Here is a 16,454-nt window from a genome sequence, read left to right on the forward strand (position 1 = left end):
CCCGGGTAGCCTCCCTTACCACAAACACCGCAATCACCCCGGGGGCTGTAATTCCAGGGCCCAGGGTTTGCGGTCAACCGCCTCGCCAATCACCGTGGCGTCCACCCCCCGCTCCCGCAAGCGGTCAAGAGCGCGCTCCACCTCGGCGACGGGCAGGGCCACGAGCAGCCCGCCCGAGGTCTGGGGGTCGCACAGCAGCAAGACGTCTGTGTCGTCCACGCCTTCTGCCCGCAGACGCGGCCGGATCCATTCCCGGTTCCTGTAGGCACCCCCGGCGAACATCCCCATGGCTCCCAGTTCCCGGGCGCCTTCCAGGAGCGGAATGGCACCAACCCGGAACACCAGGGTCACCCCGCTCGCCTCTGCCATCCCGGCAGCATGACCCAGGAGGCCAAAGCCGGTCACATCGGTGCAGGCACTGACCTTTACGCCCCGGAGGGCATCGCAGGCTCGGGCATTGAGGGTCCTCATGGTCTCAATGGCCCGCGACACCACCTCCGGAGGTGCCATCTCCGCTTTGGCGGCCGTGTTGATGACACCGGTGCCCAGGGGCTTGGTGAGCACGAGGATGTCTCCCGGGCTCGCGGTGGAGTTGCGCCACAACTCGCCCGGATGAACCAGGCCGACCACCGCCAGCCCGTACTTGGGCTCGTCATCCTGGAGGGTGTGCCCACCGGCAAGGATGGCACCGGCCTCGGCCACCTTGTCCGCACCCCCCTTGAGGATGTCGGCCAACACCTCCACCGGCAGGCAAGAGGGAAACCCCACCAGGTTGAGGCAAACCAGGGGCCGGCCGCCCATGGCGTAGACGTCGGACAGGGCATTGGCGGCCGCGATCTGCCCGAAAGTGTATGGGTCATCCACCACGGGCGTGAAGAAGTCCACAGTGGCGACGAGAGCCCTTTCCTCGTCCAGAAGGTAGACGGCAGCATCGTCACCCGTGTGTGGCCCCACCAGCAGGCGGGCATCTTCCGGTAGCGACAAGTGTCGCAGCACGTGCGACAGGGTCTCGGGACCCACCTTGGCCGCTCAACCTGCTGCCTTGGTCATCTGCGTTAACCGGAACAAGCCGTCCACCCCCTTCCTCCCGGCCTCTCTCGCCGCAGGCGAGCGGCGACGCGGGCCACCGCGCTCACGACGTAGTCCACCTCTTCCAGGGTGTTAGAGTACCCGAGGCTGATGCGCACCGTCCCTGCCGGATAAGTACCTGCGGTACGGTGGGCCCAGGGAGCGCAGTGCAGCCCGGTCCTCACCATCACCCCGAAATCGGAGTCCAGGAGTTCCCCCACCCGGGCGGGGTCGGCCCCTGCCACGGTGAAGGAAACCAGGGCGACCCGGGCCTGGGCGTCCGGCGGACCGTGCACCCTCACCCCCGGGATGTCCCGCAGCCCGTCGAGCAGCCGCGACGCCAGTCCCAGTTCGTGCTGGCGCACCGCATCCGTACCCACATCCGCCAGGTAGCGCACGGCGGCGCCCAGCCCGGCCAGACCCACCCCGTTCAGGGTACCGCTCTCGTAAACATCAGGCAAGAGGTCGGGTTGTTCTTCCAGATGGGATAAGCTCCCCGTCCCTCCCCGCACCAGGGGTCGCGGGCTGATGCCCTCACGTATGTAAAGGCCCCCCGTCCCCTGCGGCCCCAGCAGAGCCTTGTGCCCGGTGAAGGCGACGAGGTCGAGATCCATCCCGGTCACGTCCAGGGGCAGGCAGCCGGCGGTCTGGGCGGCGTCCACCAGGACGAGGGCCCCCTCCTCGTGGGCGAGCCGGGCCGCCGCGGCCACGGGCAGGATCGTCCCCGTTACGTTGGAAGCGTGGGTAAGCACTACCAGCCGCGTGCGGCGACCGAGGGCCCGCCGCAGATCATCGAGGTCAAGGTGACCCTCGGGACTGCACCTTACGCGGGTGACGTCTACCCCCCGTGCCCTCAGGTCATAAAGAGGCCGGGCCACCGCATTGTGTTCCACGGTGGATGTGACCACGTGATCCCCCGGCTCGAGTAGCCCGTATAGAGCCAGATTAATGCCCCAGGTGGCATTGGGGCCAAATACGATCCGGGCCTCGTGGCTACACCCCAGGAACCGCGCCACGGCCTGCCTGGTGGCAAACACGGCCCGGGCTGCGGCCACGGCCAGCCGGTGGGCCGACCGGCCCGGGTTGGCTCCCGCCTGCTCCAGGTAATCCACCATGGCCCGCGCCACCGGGGGCGGCTTGGGCCAGGAGGTGGCGGCATGGTCCGCATACACTATCCGGCCGTCGAGGCTTCCCCGGCAGGCCCGCAGCCCCGCCCCCATCAGCATTCCCCTCCGGAGCACCCCGGCGTGTTAGCCGGCGGTTCCACGGGAAACACCCCCGCCACCTGCACCTCGCCGCGGGTCGCCAGATCCAGTGCCCGTTCCCGGTACTCGTCCTCAAGGGCGATCGCCACGCCACAGGCCTCCGAAATCCAGCGGGGAGTGGGGATCAGGCTGTGGGGGATGCGCTCGTCGCTCAGGATGGCATCGAGCTTAATGGCATTGTGGGGGTTGGGGAAGACGATGCAGATTCGCATCCCTCAGGCAGGCTGGTGGGCACGGATCCAGGATATGGCCCGGTCCAGCCGGGCCACGGTTTCCTCCCGGCCGAGCAGGGCCATGATGTCGAAGAGGCCGGGCCCCACCGTGCGACCGGTGAGGGCCAGGCGGGTGGGATGGATTACCTGCGCGGCAGCGACCCCGCGCTCCTCGGCCAGCGACCGGTAACAGTGCTCTATGGCGGCGGCGTCCCACCCGGGCACGGCACGCACCCGTTCCCGAGCTGCCTCCAGGAGGTCGGCCACTCCCGGGCGACTGAAATGCTTGGCCACTCCCTTTTCGTCATAGGCGAAGTCGTCCCTGAAGAAATAACGGGTTGCCTCGGGGACCTCGGCCAGGGTGCGCACCCGCTCGCGCATGGCCAGCATGATCCCTTCCAGCCACCGGCGCACCTCGGGCTCCGGGTCCCGGTCGGGAAGCAGCCCGGCCTGCCGCCAGAAGGGCAGCGCCCATTCCACCAGTTGAGCGGGGGGAGCCATACGCAGGTACTGGGCGTTCATCCAGGTTAGCTTCTCGTTGTCGTAGATGGCGGCACTCTTGGACACTCGCTCCAGGCTGAACTGGCGGATCATTTCTTCCCGCGAGACGATCTCTTCACCGCCCTCGGGGGACCACCCCAGGGTAGCCAGGTAGTTTACCAGCGCGTCCGGCAGATACCCCCGCTCGCGGTATTCGTGTACAGAAGTGGCACCGTGCCGCTTGCTAAGCTTGCTGCGGTCGGGAGCCAGGATCATGGGCAGGTGTGCGAACTCGGGGATGGGGTACCCCAGCGCCTGGTACAGAATGACCTGCTTGGGAGTGTTGGAAAGATGCTCCTCTCCCCGGATGACGTGGGTGATGTGCATGGTGGCGTCGTCCACCACGCAGGCGAAGTTGTACGTGGGCATGCCGTCCGATTTCACCAGTACCCAGTCATCCAGGACGGCATGCTCGAAAGCCACTTCGCCCCGGATGAGGTCCCTGACCACCGTCACCCCTTCCAAGGGCATCTTCAGCCGCAGCACAGGCCGGCGGCCCTCCCGGGCGAGGGCATCCTGCTGGGCCGGAGAGAGGTCCCGGCAGCGGCGGTCGTACCGGGGCGGCAACCCCCGGGCGAGGGCCTCTTCCCGGCGAGCCGCCAGCTCCTCGGGCGTGCAGTAGCACCGGTAGGCATGGCCGCTTTGCAACAGGCGGGCGGCGTGAGCCGCGTACAGCTCCAGACGCTGGGACTGGAAGTAGGGACCGTACGGACCTCCCACTTCCGGCCCCTCGTCCCAGTCGATGCCCAGCCAGCGGAACGCCTCCAGCATGGGGCGAACCAGTTCCTCCCGCGACCTCTTGAGGTCAGTGTCCTCCATGCGCAGGATAAACCGTCCCCCGTGGTGGCGCGCAAACAGCCAGTTGAACAGGGCAGTACGTGCTCCCCCGATATGCAGTTCTCCCGTCGGGCTGGGAGCAAAGCGCACCCTTACCAGCCGCAACACCTCCCACCGCAAATTTCCCGGGAGCCAGGGGGCAGGACAGGCCCGGCACTAGCGCCTCGACCCGGCGGCCCCCCGGCAGCCTAACCCGGCACGATCCGTCAAGGCTAGATTTCTCCGCAGCGCTTGAGAAGTTCCTCCCACTTGCGGTCCACGTAGGCCTGGATCTCGTCGATGATGTGGCGGTTTTCGGGCCGGAAGAGGTGGCGGAAGCGACCCTGCATCTTCAGCCACTCCTCCACCGGCTTCTTCTCGCGGGGCTTGTAGGTGAGGCGCCATTTGCCGTGGTCCACTTCGTACAGCGGCCAGTAGCAGGTTTCCACCGCCACCCTGGTAACCTCGACGGTGAGCGAACCGTCGTGGCGCCAGCCCCGCGGGCAGGGGGCGATGGCGTTGACAAAGGCCGGACCTTCGGCATCGAAGGCCTTCTTCATTTTGGTGACCAGGTCGTTCCAGTGGCTGGGGGAAACCTGGGCCACGTAGGGGATGTCGTGAGCGGCCATGATGGCGGTGAGATCCTTCCGGTGCTGGCGCTTGCCCGGGATCACCTCTCCCGCCGGAGTGGTGGTGGTCTCCGCTCCCAGGGGCGTGGCGCTGGAGCGCTGGATGCCGGTGTTCATGTAGGCCTCGTTGTCGTAGCAGATATACACGAACCGGTGGCCCCTCTCGGCCGCCCCCGACAGGGACTGGAAGCCGATGTCGAAGGTGCCCCCGTCACCACCGAAGGCGACGAAGCGAAACTCGCCCGGGATCTTGTCCTGCCGCTTGAGCGAGCGGTAGGCAGCCTCCACCCCCGAGATGGTGGCAGCGGCGTTTTCGAAGGCACTGTGGATCCACGAGCACCGCCACGCGGTGTACGGGTAGATGGCGCTGGCCACCTCCAGGCAACCGGTGGCATTGGCAGCCACCAGGGGCACGTCCAGGGCCTTGAGGGCCTGGCGCACCACTATGGGTGCCCCGCACCCGGCGCACAGGCGATGTCCTCCGGTGAGGATCTCGGGTTGACGGGAAAGTTCCTTAAGGCTGGGCATGATGTTTCACTCCCTGACGCCGAGGTAAGTCACCAGCCGGGTAACCCGGCCTTCGTCTTTGATGTGCATGAGGTCGCCGAATACTCCCTCGATGTCCTCCAGGGCGACATCCCGGCCGCCCAGCCCGTAAATGTAGTCCACCACCACGGGCCGGCTGGGACGATCGTACAGGGCGGACCTCACTTCGGCAAAAAGCGGGCCGCCCAGGGTGGAAAGCCCGTCGGCCCGGTCCATGACCCCCACCACCCTGGCCGCGGCCAGGGCCTCCCCTATTTCCCGCCAGGGCCAGGGCCGGAAAACGCGCACCTTCAGGACCCCAGCCTTAATTCCCCGACCGCGCAGGGCGTCGGCCACCGCCTTGGCACTCCCCGCGGCGGAACCGATGGCCACCACGGCCACCTCGGCATCCTCCAGCCGGTGGGCCTCAAAGAACCCGTATTCCCGCCCGCTCAGGCGGCCGTATTCCTTCCCCACCTCCAGGATCACGGCAGGAGCGTGCTCCATGGCATCCGCCACCTGGCGCCGGGCCTCGAAGTAGTAGTCCTGCAGGGCCAGCGCCCCGTAGGTAACAGGGTGATCGGGGTCAAGCAGAGGGTAGCCAGGCACGTACTCGCCCACGAACTCCGCCACCGCCTCGTCGGGGAGAACCTGCAAGTTCATGAGGGAATGGCTGATAACGAAACCGTCCTGGCACACCATGACCGGCAGGCGGACATCGGGGTGCTCTGCTATGCGCACAGCCTGGATGGTGTTGTCATATGCCTCCTGGGCGTTCTCGCTGTACAGCTGTATCCATCCCGAGTCGCGGGCACCCATGGAGTCTGAGTGGTCGCAGTGGATATTGATGGGGGTAGAAAGGGCCCGGTTCACCACCGGCATCACGATGGGGAGCCGGAATCCGGCCGCGATGTACAGGACTTCCCACATGAGGGCCAGTCCCTGCGAGGAGGTGGCGGTCATCGTGCGCGCACCCGCCGCGGCGGAACCCACGCAGGCGGACAGTGCCGAGTGCTCGCTTTCCACGGTGACGAATTCAGTCTTTACCTTACCGTCGGCCACAAAGGTAGAAAAGTACTGCACAATATCGGTCTGGGGAGTGATGGGATAGGCGGCCACCACGTCGGGGTTGATCTGCTTCATAGCCATGGCCACCGCCTCGTTCCCGGTCAGGGCCACCTTCTGCTGGGTCACCATCTGTACCGCCATGTCACTTCACCTCGGTGACTTCCTCTTCAGGAACCATCTTGATGGCCTTCACCCTGGGGGGGCACTCGTGGGCACATATCCCGCATCCCTTGCAGTGTTCGAAATCGAACCCGGTGATCTTGCCGTCCTTCACGATGATGGCCCCGTCCGGGCAGAACACCCAGCACAGCAGGCAATGAATGCACTTCTCCCGGGACCATTCCGGACGCAGGGAACGCCAGTCTCCCGTCTGGTACCGGGTGGCGTTTCCCGCCTCGGTGATCACCGCCCCCGTGGGCATTTCCCTCCACCCCAGCGGCTTGTCTGTCATTCCCCCCTGACCTCCTCGTAACCCCGCTGGATAGCCTTGACGTTAGCCTGTACTACTTCCGGTCGGTTGCGGAACTTGTGGTGCAACTGCTCTTCGGTGACCTGCAAGAACTGCTCATAATCGATGAGTCCCGACACCCGCATTAAAGCCCCCATCATGGGCGTGTTGGGGATGTCCCTCCCCAGGGTGTCCAGGGAAATCCGGCTGGCGTCCACGGTGTAGACCTTCCCCCGGCCGGGGGCCAGCTTCAGCCGCGCCCGCATTTCGGCCGCCTCCCGGGCCGTATTTATGAGGACGATGCCGTCGTCAGGCAGGCCTGCCGTCACGTCGCTCTTTCCCACCAGGGTGGGGTCAAGGACGATGACCACCCGGGGGGACTTCACACCAGAATACACGTAGATGGGCTCGTCCCCGATGCGGTTAAACGCCAGCATGGGTGCGCCCATCCGCTCCGGACCATACTCGGGGAAACCCTGCACGTACTTGCCCGCCGCCGCTGCCGCCTCTGCCAGGAGCACTGCTGCCGTCTTGGCACCCTGTCCACCCCGTGCGTGCCACCTGATCTCCGTGGTGGGCACCGGCCTCACCCCTTTTCCTCTGACGGAATTATCTCCATTTTCCCTAAGAACGTTAAGACCGGGCGACATGCGGCCCGGTCCCCCAGGACCCACCAATCTTTATCGTACCCCTTGTCTTCCATCCCGTCAAGGAAAATCGGTGCCGCTCGTGCCGCTCGGTGGCGTGGAGCCCATCACGGAGGGCCGACAGCCCGGCTCCTATCCCTGCAGCACCCGGTAAGGCTCAAGTCAGCGGACGCAGAATTGCAGAGCGGCCACCATGAGGAAACCGGGAATGCCCAGGTACCCCACCGCCAGTGCGGTTACCGGGTTCAGGGGCAGGTGGAGCCCGAACAACGCCCCCGCCAGGTTCACGGCCCAGAGCGCCAAACCCCCCAGCACCGCCCTGTATGCCGCCACCCCCACCCAGCGCAGGGGACGGTAAAACAATCTGACCACCACGTAAAGCAAGAGCAAACCGAACCCGTAGGCAGCAAGAAGCTGGGGGTCCATGTTCCAACCCTCCTGCCCTACGGTATGCCCGGCTGGCCAGACCCAGAACTAGCCCGCCATCCTGCCCTGCCGCGCCAACTTCAACAGGTACGAGTACCGCTTCTGAGCCGCCTCCAGCAGGTAGCAGGCATGATCCACCAGGTCGGGATCGGAAACGTTTTCGAAATATGCCCTGGCCGCCTCTAGCTCTCGCTGGGCCTTCCTGACCAAATCTTGCACCCCGGGATCACCCTCAGAAGCTCCCTCCACCCCACCGTCCCGCATCCTGGTCTGCCACCAGTACCGCAGCCTATCCCACGGTTGTCGCACGTCGGCAATCTTCCTCCCGAAGGCTGCGCCGCCCCCTACTCTATATGCCGGCCGCCTTCCGGAGGATATTATTGACCCGGGAATATTCTTCCATGCATTCCCGCCAGAGCACGGCAGTCTCGGGGTGCCCCGGCGCCGATACCGGACCTCTTACACTTCTCGCCGCCCCTCCAGGGCCCGGGCCAGCGTGAGCTCGTCTGCGTACTCCAGGTCGGTGCCCACCGGCAACCCGTGGGCCAGCCGGGACACCTTCACCCCCAGGGGCTTCAGCAGCTTGACCAGGTAAAGGGCGGTGGCCTCTCCTTCCACGTCGGGGTTGGTGGCCAGGATAACCTCGCGCACCCCGCTCCCCAGTCGGTTCAGCAGTTCGCCGATGTGCAGGTCGTCGGGCCCCACGCCGTCCAGGGGAGAAATGGCCCCCTGCAGGACGTGATACAGCCCCCGATACTGGCGAGTGCGCTCCATGGCGGCCACGTCACGGGGATCTTCCACCACGCAGATGACCCCCCGGTCCCGGTCAGGGGACGTGCAGATGGGACAGGGGTCCACGTCCGTGAGGTTGCAGCATACCGAACACAGGACCACCCGGTCGCGTGCTTCCCGCATGGCATCCGCCAGTTGGTAGACTTCTTCCCGCGGCCGCCGCAAGAGGTAAAACGCCAGCCGCTGGGCGGTCTTGGGGCCAATCCCGGGGAGGCGGTTCAGTTCCTCGATCAGCCGTGCGATGGGAGGAACGAAGCTCATCTCAGAAGATCCCCGGGAGGGACAGGCCCCCCGTCACCTTCGCCATCTCCTGCTGGGCCATTTCCTGAGCCCGCCGCAGCCCCTCGTTCACGGCGGCCATGACCAGGTCGGCCAGGAGTTCGGGATCGTCGGGATCGATGGCCTCGGGGCTGATCTCCAGGGCCTTGACCTCCAGCCTGCCGCTCACCACGGCCCGCACGGCACCTCCTCCAGAGGTGGCCTCGACGGTCTTTTCCGCCAGCTCCTCTTGCACGCGGACCAGTTCCGCCTGCATCTTCTGCACCTGCTTCATCATCTTGGCCATATTGCTCGGTCCAAAGCTCACCGGGCACCCTCTCCTTCCAGATCCAGGATATAGCCTCCCCACTCCCGCCAGGCTCTCTTGACTACCTCGTCCAATTCCGGTTCCGACCGCGGCCCCGCGCACCCCTCGGCACCTCCGGCCCCGCGCCCCGCACCATCGGGTCCACCTCCCGCATCGCGACCGGCAGCCACCCCGACGGCCACGCCCCCATCGGGAATACCCCTGTCGGCCACTCCTCTGCCGGGGAGGTCACCTCCCGGTGCTTCACCTCGCGGTCCTGCGGCAGCACGGTCCGTCAGCTCGCGACACACCAGGCGGCACTCGTGCCCCAGCACCTTGGCCAGGGCCTGCTCCACCAGGTCCCGGTAGCCGTGCTCCAGTTGCTCACGGTGGTACGCAAACTGCGGTGAAAACCCCACCAGGAAGCGTTTGCCCTCCAGGCCCAGGGGTGTACCCTCCTGCAGGCAGGCCGCTGCCAGCTTGCTCCGCCCGCGGGCGCGGTTGAGGACGGCCAGAACCTTCTCCCACACCTCTTGTGGGGGTACAGCCCCGGTGTCATCTCCCTGCACTTCTCTCTGCGGGGCAGCCGGGGGCGGCTCCACCCCGGATCCGCCGGTGAGCGGGGCGGTAGCTGCGGGGGGCGGCGCAGCGGCCGGGGCAGTTGGGGCGGGCGACGTTGCTCCAGCGGCGCGGGGCGATGTGGCCACGACCGGTTCGGGATGCGGGGCCGGCTGCGGGGCCGGCTGCGCGCGGTCGGCCACCAACCGGAGCAAGGCCAGTTCCAGGGCCAGGCGCGGCTGGGAGGTCCAGCGCACCTCCCCCTCCGCCTGGGCCAGGGCGGTGGCCAGTTCCCACAATCGGCCCGGCGAGAAACGACCTGCCTCTTCCCGGGCCCGGCCGGCCTCTCCGGGCGGGAGGTAAAGCAGGGAGGCCCGGTCGCCGCAGGTGGCCAGTACCGAGAGGTCACGGAGATAAGCGGCCACGTCACGCAAGACCTGACGCATGTCCAGTCCGCGCGCTGAGGCCTGCTCCACCAGGTCGAGGGCCAGGACCGCGTTCCCTTCTGCCAGGGCCCTGCCCATCTCCCTCACCAGGTCGAGCGGGGCACGGCCCAGCACCGCCCACACCGTCTCCTGGGTGATCCCCGTGGTGGAATACGCCATCAACTGGTCAAGGAGGCTGATGGCATCCCGCAAGGAGCCTTCCGCATACCGGGCCACCGCCCCCAGAGCATCTTCCGAGGCGGGTATCCCCTCCTGCCGCGCCACCTCCCGCAACCGCTCCACCATTTCCCGCGTGTCCAGCCGCCGGAACTCAAAGCGCTGGCAGCGCGATGTTATGGTGAGGGGCAGGCGATGGGCCTCCGTGGTGGCGAGCACGAAAAGCACATGCCGGGGCGGCTCCTCCAAAGTCTTGAGGAGGGCGTTAAAAGCCTCGGTGGTGAGCATGTGCACCTCGTCCACTATGTAAACACGGGTACGACCCTGGGCCGGTGCCAGACCAACGTTTTCTCGCAGGTGGCGGATCTCGTCCACGCCCCGGTTGGAGGCTGCATCCATCTCGATGACATCCAGGCAGGTCCCCGCCGCAATGGCCTCACAGATGTCGCATTCGAGGCAGGGTTCGGGGGCCGGGCCCCGCCGACAGTTCAACGCTTTGGCCAGGATGCGGGCGACGGTGGTCTTCCCCGTCCCCCGCGGGCCGGCAAAGAGGTAGGCGTGGCCTACGCGCCCCTGCGTAATGGCCCTCTGCAGGGTGAGCACCACATGGCGCTGGCCCACCACCTCGGAGAACTTCTGCGGCCTCCACCTGCGGTACAGAGAGACGTACTCCACCCCTACCCCCCTGGTTCAATTTTTCTGCGCCGGACCCATGGGAACCTGCGGCACCTGGGCGTCCATCAAAAAAGGAGCCGGCTTTTCCGGCTCCCCTTTCCTGGGCCGTGCACCCGCCCCCGACCGCTTCCTCCGGGCGGTACCGATGCAGCCGGCTCCGACCAGGTGACCCCGCGGCACACGGAAGTGCCCGCTTACCGCTGCTCCCTCCCGGGCCTGACGGGGTTCACGGGTTCCCGTTGCGCGGGACCCAGCCTTCTTCACCACTTACACCGGCCGGACCCCACAGCAAGACGGCCTCAGACAGGAATTCAACCCCGCTATAGCGGATTGCGGGTTACAGGGCACCGCTACCTCCCCGTCTAGCACGGCCAAACTCTGGCGGAGAGAGTGGGATTCGAACCCACGAGGCAGGTTTTGGCCCGCCTACACGCTCTCCAGGCGTGCTCCTTAAGCCACTCGGACATCTCTCCGCTAAACATGCCAAAATCCCTGGCGGAGAGAGTGGGATTCGAACCCACGAGGCACCTTTTGGGCGCCTACCCGTTTTCGAGACGGGCCCGTTCAACCGCTCCGGCATCTCTCCGCAACCGGGCAAAAAACTCGTGCAGAAGCTCCCGGCTTTCCGCCTCGCGCACACCTGCCGTCACTTCCACCCGGTGGTTGAACCGAGCATCCCTCACCAGGTCCACCAGGGAGCCGGCCGCGCCCGCCTTGGGATCCGCTGCCCCGTAGACGAGACGGTCGATCCGTGCCTGCACCATGGCTCCCGCACACATGGGGCAGGGTTCCATGGTCACGTACAGCGTGCATCCGGTCAGGCGCCACCCTCCCAGCATGCGGGCAGCTTCCCTGATGGCCACCATCTCGGCATGGGCCGTGGGGTCCCGGTCGGTCTCCCGCCGGTTGTGCGCTCGTGCCACGATGTATCCATCCTTCACCACCACGGCACCCACGGGCACCTCACCGATGGCCATAGCCAGGCGTGCTTGCGCCAGGGCTTCCCCCATCCAGAAGTGATCGTCCATGGCACTCCTTGCAGGTTGTCAAGGTAGGACTGGTGCGCCCGAGACGACTCGAACGTCCGACACGCGGTTTAGGAAACCGCTGCTCTATCCACCTGAGCTACGGGCGCACCTGCAAATGTGATCTATTTGGCCGAGATGGCGCGCCCGGCAGGATTCGAACCTGCGACCTCCGGATTCGTAGTCCGTTACTCTGTCCAGCTGAGCTACGGGCGCGCTTTCGCAACCTGTATGATAGCACAGGCCGCCCGACCACGCAACCCCGCGGCCGCAGGGCGCCTGGATTCAGGGCATCACCCGCGCAGCGGGCTCGATGACGGACAGACCGTCCATGTAGGGCCGGAGCACCTCGGGTATGACCACGCTGCCGTCTTCCTGCTGGAAGTTCTCCAGGATGGCTGCCACCGTTCGGCCCACCGCGACCCCGGAACCGTTGAGGGTGTGCACGTACTCCACTTTGCCCCGGGGCCCGCGCCGGAACCTGATGCCGGCCCGGCGGGCCTGGAAGTCCTCGAAGTTGGAACAGGATGATATCTCTTTGTAATCGTTGTAGCTGGGTAACCATACCTCAAGGTCGTACGTTTTGGCCGAGGCAAAGCTCATATCGCCCGTGCACAGGAGCACCACCCGGTAAGGCAACCCCAGCAGTTGCAGGACCTCCTCCGCGTCGGTGACCAGCTTCTCCAGTTCGTCGTACGACTGCTCGGGCAGGGCGAACTTCACCAGTTCCACCTTGTTGAACTGATGGACGCGGATCATCCCCCGCGTGTCCCGACCGGCCGCCCCCGCCTCGGCGCGGAAGCAGGCGGTGTAGGCCGTGTAATACAGGGGAAGCTGGTCCGCATCCAGGATCTCATCCCGGTGGATATTGGTGAGGGGCACCTCGGCGGTGGGGATGAGCCAGAGATCTTCACCCTCTACCCGGTACATGTCCTCGGCGAACTTGGGCAACTGACCCGTCCCCACCATGCATTCGCGGGTGACCAGGAACGGGGGAAACCACTCCAGGTAGCCGTGCCGCGAAGTATGCAGGTCCAGCATGAAGTTGATCAGGGCGCGTTCCAGCCTTGCTCCCGCCCCCCGGTTGAGGACGAAGCGAGACCCCGACAGTTTGGCAGCGCGCTCGAAGTCCAGCAGGCCCAGGGCAGCCCCGATCTCCCAGTGCGGACGGGGGTCAAAGGCAAACTGCGGAGGGGTACCCCAGCGGCGCACCTCCACGTTCGCGGAGGCATCGGGCCCCTCGGGTACACTCTCGTGGGGAAGATTGGGCACCAGCAGCAGCAACTCGTTGAGCCGGCCATCGAGGTCGCCCAGGGCGGCATCGAGTTCCCGGATGCGGTCGGACACCACCCGCATCTCTTCGACCAGTGCGGAAGCATCTTCACCCCGCTTCTTGCGACGCCCGATCTCCTCGGAGACCTGGTTGCGCTTCGCCCGCAGGCTTTCCGCTTCCTGCAGCAGACGGCGCCGATCTTCGTCCGCGGCCAAAATGGCGTCCAGGTCGGCGTCCATCCGCTTCTTGCGCATGGCCTCGCGCACCAGGTGCGGATTGGCCCGGATGAACTTCAGGTCAAGCATTTCCTTCCCCTCCCCCTGCCGCCCGTCCGCCACCTCCTGCCTCACCGCCGGCCGCCAGCGCGGCCAGGGCCCGATCCAGGGGCGGGCGCAAGATGCCCTCATCCGTGATGATGGCGCTTACCAGCGGAGCAGGGGTGACGTCGAATGCCGGGTTGCGCGCCCGAGCATCCGCCGGGGTCACCCGCTGCCCCAACACCCCCAGCACTTCCTCCTCGCCTCGCTCCTCTATCACTATCTGCTCGCCCCGGGGCAAGCCCAGATCCAGCGTGGAACGGGGAGCGGCTACCCAGAACGGGATACCGTGGTGGTGGGCGAGCACGGCCAGGGTGTAAGTGCCGATCTTGTTAGCTACGTCGCCGTTGGCGGCGATGCGGTCAGCACCCACCAGCACCAGGTCTACCTCCCCACGGGACATGAGGTAGCCGGCCATGTTGTCTGCGATCACCCGGTAGGGTACCCCGGCCCGTCCCAGCTCCCAGGCGGTGAGGCGAGCCCCCTGCAGGAGGGGACGGGTTTCGTCCACCCACACGCTCACCCGGCGGCCCTGTTGATGGGCGTAGATGATAGCCCCCAGGGCGGTCCCGTATCCCGCCGTGGCCAGCCCGCCCGCGTTGCAGTGGGTCAGGATGCGCGCCCCCGCGGGGATGATCTCCAGGGCATGACGGCAGATGCGCAGGTCCATCTCCAGGTTTTCCCGGTAAATGGCCATGGCCTCCTCCCTCAGGATCGCCGCAACTTCCCCGGTGTCGCCCGCCCGGAGAGTCCTCAGCCGGGCCATCATCCGGTCCACCGCCCAGGCCAGATTCACTGCCGTGGGACGGGCCCCCCGCAAGGCCGCAGCCGCCTCGTCCAGGCAGGCCAGGAATTCCTCCCGCGGCAGGCCCGCCAGTCGCCGCGCCTCCTGGGCCAGGGCGAATGCCGCCGCCACCCCGATGGCGGGTGCCCCCCGCACCGTGAGAGACCGGATGGCCTCTACCATCTCCGCTGCCGAGGTGAGGCACACGTACTTCTCCTCATGGGGTAACAGGCGCTGGTCGAGGACCACCACCCCTTCGTCGCCAAGCCGGACGCTCTCCGTCAAACCAACCCCTCCCCGTGGTGTCCCTGGCAAAAGAAGGTGCCTCCCGTCGCAGGGACGAGAGGCACCGGCTCCCGCGTTGCCACCCTGGTTGACATGCACTGCCCGGATTACCCGCCCATCCCGACGCCGGATCCGGCCCCGGGTCACCAGGGGTGGCCCCGGTATTCCGGTAGCGCAGGCCCACCTCTTAGCTGTAACGGGCTGTCCCGGTGCGGCTCATCGCCGTCGGCTCCGGGGTGGATTCGCTGCCGACCCCACCGGTTCGCAGCCACCACCGGCTCTCTGTAAGGATCCGCATCAGCTACTAATCCCCATCCTCGCCTGTAGTCCGCATTGTACCACAGCCGTGCGTTCGCAGCAACTGCCCGAGCCGCCCGCCGCCCTAGGCCGTGCCTGCAGCGAGGCGCAGGAAGTAAGAGTGTAATCGAGTATCTTCGGTGAGCTCGGGATGGAATGCTGCCGCCAGCAACTTTCCCTGGCGGTAAAGGACGATGCGTTCACCCAGGCGGGCCAGCACCTGGACCCCTTCTCCCACCTGGGAAGCGTAAGGTGCGCGGATGAACACGGCCCGGAAGGGATCATCGCCGAGGACAGGGATCTCCAGGTCGGCCTCGAAAGACTCCCGCTGGCGGCCGAACCCGTTTCGCTCCACGCTGGCATCCATCAGCCCCAGGCGGGGCTGCTCACTGCGCGCGATGTCGCGGGCCAGCAGGATCATCCCCGCGCATGTCCCGAAGATGGGGAAGCCGTCCGACCCCATGGCGCGCAGGGCGTCCAGGAAACCGTACTCGTCCATGAGACGACCGATGGTGGTGCTCTCCCCTCCCGGGATTACCAGGCCATCCAGCCCCGCGAGATGACCCACCTTTTTGACCCGCACCGCCTCGGCCCCTGCTTTCTCCAGACTGCGCACGTGCTCGGACACCGCCCCCTGCAGGTCCAAAACACCTATCTTCACCGCCACGCCCCCCATTTACCAGCCGCGCACCTGCATCTTCTGGGAATCCGGAATCGCGGATATCTCCAGGCCCGGCATGGCCTCACCCAGGTCTCTGGACACCTCGGCCAGGATGTGGGGATCGTTGTAGTGGGTGGTGGCCAGCACGATAGCCCGCGCCCGAGCCGGAGGATTCTTGGACTTGAAAATGCCAGAACCCACGAAGATGCCGTCGGCTCCCAGTTGCATCATCAGGGCAGCATCGGCCGGGGTGGCGATGCCCCCGGCAGCAAAGTTCACTACCGGCAGGCGCCCCAACCTGCGCACCTCCTTCAGCAACTCAACGGGCGCTCCCATCTCCCTGGCCAGGGCGACCAGCTCTTCTTCAGGGGCGGCGCACACCTTCCTGATCTCGTCGTTCACAATGCGCATATGGCGCACCGCTTCCACCACGTTGCCCGTCCCGGGCTCGCCCTTGGTCCTGATCATGGCCGCTCCTTCCGCGATGCGGCGCAGGGCCTCACCCAGGTTACGGGCACCGCAAACGAACGGCACCGTGAAGTTGTGCTTGTCAATGTGGTACTGTTCGTCCGCCGGGGTAAGCACCTCGGACTCGTCGATATAGTCCACCCCGAGCGCCTCCAGGATCTGCGCTTCCACGAAGTGACCGATACGCACCTTGGCCATAACGGGGATGGTCACCGCGTCCATGATGCGCAGAATCACCGTGGGGTCGGCCATACGGGCCACGCCGCCTGCGGCCCGGATGTCGGCCGGCACCCGCTCTAGCGCCATCACCGCCACCGCCCCCGCCTCTTCAGCGATCCTGGCCTGCTCCGGGGTGGTGACGTCCATGATCACGCCGCCCTTAAGCATTTCCGCCAGACCCTTTTTAACCCGCCACGTCCCTTGTTCCATTGCCACCTCTGCCACCTGGCTCACCCCTCGCGTGCCGGCGGTACTCTGCTTGAGCCGCATAGTAGCACTGCCCGGCAAA

Annotated in this window: 18 protein-coding genes, 4 tRNA genes and 1 other RNA gene; all 23 read right to left on the bottom strand. The window is 66.4% G+C overall.

All coding sequences use genetic code 11. The features are described 5' to 3' along the window. Nucleotides 1-33: 33 nt before the first annotated feature. Nucleotides 34-1,050, bottom strand: coding sequence for a selenide, water dikinase SelD (selD, locus tag AB1446_10140; GenBank protein ID MEW6547257.1), 1,017 nt, complete (start codon nt 1,048-1,050; stop codon nt 34-36). Between the two features lie 5 nt (nt 1,051-1,055). After that, entirely contained in the window at nt 1,056-2,288 is a 1,233-nt protein-coding gene (locus AB1446_10145) for an aminotransferase class V-fold PLP-dependent enzyme (GenBank protein MEW6547258.1), read from the bottom strand. After that, the gene (locus tag AB1446_10150; protein MEW6547259.1) at nt 2,288-2,545 is read right to left on the bottom strand and encodes a DUF3343 domain-containing protein; all 258 of its coding nucleotides are present in this window, start codon (nt 2,543-2,545) and stop codon (nt 2,288-2,290) included. The genes AB1446_10145 and AB1446_10150 overlap by 1 nt, the downstream gene beginning before the upstream one ends. A gap of 3 nt (nt 2,546-2,548) precedes the next feature. Next, on the bottom strand, nt 2,549-4,030 hold the full coding sequence (gltX, locus tag AB1446_10155; protein ID MEW6547260.1) for a glutamate--tRNA ligase: 1,482 nt from the start codon (nt 4,028-4,030) through the stop codon (nt 2,549-2,551). A 104-nt stretch (nt 4,031-4,134) separates the two neighbouring features. Continuing rightward, complete coding sequence (locus AB1446_10160) at nt 4,135-5,058, bottom strand: thiamine pyrophosphate-dependent enzyme (GenBank protein MEW6547261.1); 924 nt, start codon at nt 5,056-5,058, stop codon at nt 4,135-4,137. A 6-nt stretch (nt 5,059-5,064) separates the two neighbouring features. Further along, on the bottom strand, nt 5,065-6,252 hold the full coding sequence (locus tag AB1446_10165) for a transketolase C-terminal domain-containing protein (protein MEW6547262.1): 1,188 nt from the start codon (nt 6,250-6,252) through the stop codon (nt 5,065-5,067). A 13-nt stretch (nt 6,253-6,265) separates the two neighbouring features. Next, entirely contained in the window at nt 6,266-6,574 is a 309-nt protein-coding gene (locus tag AB1446_10170; GenBank protein MEW6547263.1) for a 4Fe-4S binding protein, read from the bottom strand. Next, on the bottom strand, nt 6,571-7,152 hold the full coding sequence (locus AB1446_10175) for a 2-oxoacid:acceptor oxidoreductase family protein (GenBank protein ID MEW6547264.1): 582 nt from the start codon (nt 7,150-7,152) through the stop codon (nt 6,571-6,573). The genes AB1446_10170 and AB1446_10175 overlap by 4 nt, the downstream gene beginning before the upstream one ends. Nucleotides 7,153-7,380: 228 nt before the next feature. Beyond that, nucleotides 7,381-7,644 (bottom strand): pro-sigmaK processing inhibitor BofA family protein, encoded by a 264-nt coding sequence (locus AB1446_10180; protein MEW6547265.1) that lies wholly within the window; start codon nt 7,642-7,644, stop codon nt 7,381-7,383. 48 nt (nt 7,645-7,692) lie between these two features. After that, nucleotides 7,693-7,953, bottom strand: a complete 261-nt coding sequence (locus AB1446_10185) for a YaaL family protein (GenBank protein MEW6547266.1) — start codon at nt 7,951-7,953, stop codon at nt 7,693-7,695. A 150-nt stretch (nt 7,954-8,103) separates the two neighbouring features. Beyond that, nucleotides 8,104-8,697 (bottom strand): recombination mediator RecR, encoded by a 594-nt coding sequence (gene recR / locus AB1446_10190; GenBank protein ID MEW6547267.1) that lies wholly within the window; start codon nt 8,695-8,697, stop codon nt 8,104-8,106. A gap of 1 nt (nt 8,698) precedes the next feature. Continuing rightward, nucleotides 8,699-9,001 (bottom strand): YbaB/EbfC family nucleoid-associated protein, encoded by a 303-nt coding sequence (locus tag AB1446_10195; protein ID MEW6547268.1) that lies wholly within the window; start codon nt 8,999-9,001, stop codon nt 8,699-8,701. A 17-nt stretch (nt 9,002-9,018) separates the two neighbouring features. Next, a complete protein-coding gene (gene dnaX, locus AB1446_10200) occupies nt 9,019-10,836 on the bottom strand; it encodes a DNA polymerase III subunit gamma/tau (protein MEW6547269.1) in 1,818 nt (605 codons plus the stop codon). 105 nt (nt 10,837-10,941) lie between these two features. Then, an RNA gene (ffs, locus tag AB1446_10205) (signal recognition particle sRNA large type) lies at nt 10,942-11,207 on the bottom strand. Nucleotides 11,208-11,215: 8 nt separating this feature from the next. Then, nucleotides 11,216-11,309: transfer RNA gene (locus AB1446_10210), tRNA-Ser, on the bottom strand. A 20-nt stretch (nt 11,310-11,329) separates the two neighbouring features. Beyond that, nucleotides 11,330-11,422: transfer RNA gene (locus AB1446_10215), tRNA-Ser, on the bottom strand. Continuing rightward, nucleotides 11,376-11,864: a tRNA adenosine(34) deaminase TadA gene (gene tadA, locus AB1446_10220; GenBank protein ID MEW6547270.1), complete on the bottom strand. Its 489-nt coding sequence runs from the start codon at nt 11,862-11,864 to the stop codon at nt 11,376-11,378. Before tadA ends, AB1446_10215 begins: the two co-directional genes overlap by 47 nt. A 30-nt stretch (nt 11,865-11,894) precedes the next feature. Next, nucleotides 11,895-11,971 (bottom strand) — tRNA-Arg (locus AB1446_10225). A gap of 29 nt (nt 11,972-12,000) precedes the next feature. Then, nucleotides 12,001-12,077: transfer RNA gene (locus tag AB1446_10230), tRNA-Arg, on the bottom strand. 69 nt (nt 12,078-12,146) lie between these two features. Continuing rightward, complete coding sequence (serS, locus tag AB1446_10235; GenBank protein ID MEW6547271.1) at nt 12,147-13,439, bottom strand: serine--tRNA ligase; 1,293 nt, start codon at nt 13,437-13,439, stop codon at nt 12,147-12,149. Next, nucleotides 13,432-14,520, bottom strand: a complete 1,089-nt coding sequence (gene mtnA / locus AB1446_10240; GenBank protein ID MEW6547272.1) for an S-methyl-5-thioribose-1-phosphate isomerase — start codon at nt 14,518-14,520, stop codon at nt 13,432-13,434. The genes serS and mtnA overlap by 8 nt, the downstream gene beginning before the upstream one ends. Before the next feature lie 382 nt (nt 14,521-14,902). After that, a complete protein-coding gene (gene pdxT / locus AB1446_10245; protein MEW6547273.1) occupies nt 14,903-15,478 on the bottom strand; it encodes a pyridoxal 5'-phosphate synthase glutaminase subunit PdxT in 576 nt (191 codons plus the stop codon). Nucleotides 15,479-15,493: 15 nt separating this feature from the next. Further along, nucleotides 15,494-16,375 (bottom strand): pyridoxal 5'-phosphate synthase lyase subunit PdxS, encoded by an 882-nt coding sequence (gene pdxS, locus AB1446_10250; protein MEW6547274.1) that lies wholly within the window; start codon nt 16,373-16,375, stop codon nt 15,494-15,496. Between the last annotated feature and the right edge of the window lie 79 nt (nt 16,376-16,454).

The organism is Bacillota bacterium (assembly GCA_040757085.1).
Lineage (GTDB): Bacteria > Bacillota > Sulfobacillia > JACIYH01 > JACIYH01 > JACIYH01.

What these genes read in the sequence shown, in the direction of transcription:
- AB1446_10165 (MEW6547262.1), bottom strand. Translation starts at nt 6,252, where the DNA reads ATGGTGACCCAGCAGAAGGTGGCCCTGACCGGGAACGAGGCGGTGGCC.
- AB1446_10160 (MEW6547261.1), bottom strand. Translation starts at nt 5,058, where the DNA reads ATGCCCAGCCTTAAGGAACTTTCCCGTCAACCCGAGATCCTCACCGGA.
- recR (MEW6547267.1), bottom strand. Translation starts at nt 8,697, where the DNA reads ATGAGCTTCGTTCCTCCCATCGCACGGCTGATCGAGGAACTGAACCGC.
- AB1446_10170 (MEW6547263.1), bottom strand. Translation starts at nt 6,574, where the DNA reads ATGACAGACAAGCCGCTGGGGTGGAGGGAAATGCCCACGGGGGCGGTG.
- tadA (MEW6547270.1), bottom strand. Translation starts at nt 11,864, where the DNA reads ATGGACGATCACTTCTGGATGGGGGAAGCCCTGGCGCAAGCACGCCTG.
- AB1446_10180 (MEW6547265.1), bottom strand. Translation starts at nt 7,644, where the DNA reads ATGGACCCCCAGCTTCTTGCTGCCTACGGGTTCGGTTTGCTCTTGCTT.
- AB1446_10195 (MEW6547268.1), bottom strand. Translation starts at nt 9,001, where the DNA reads ATGGCCAAGATGATGAAGCAGGTGCAGAAGATGCAGGCGGAACTGGTC.
- pdxS (MEW6547274.1), bottom strand. Translation starts at nt 16,375, where the DNA reads ATGGAACAAGGGACGTGGCGGGTTAAAAAGGGTCTGGCGGAAATGCTT.
- AB1446_10145 (MEW6547258.1), bottom strand. Translation starts at nt 2,288, where the DNA reads ATGGGGGCGGGGCTGCGGGCCTGCCGGGGAAGCCTCGACGGCCGGATA.
- AB1446_10150 (MEW6547259.1), bottom strand. Translation starts at nt 2,545, where the DNA reads ATGCGAATCTGCATCGTCTTCCCCAACCCCCACAATGCCATTAAGCTC.
- serS (MEW6547271.1), bottom strand. Translation starts at nt 13,439, where the DNA reads ATGCTTGACCTGAAGTTCATCCGGGCCAATCCGCACCTGGTGCGCGAG.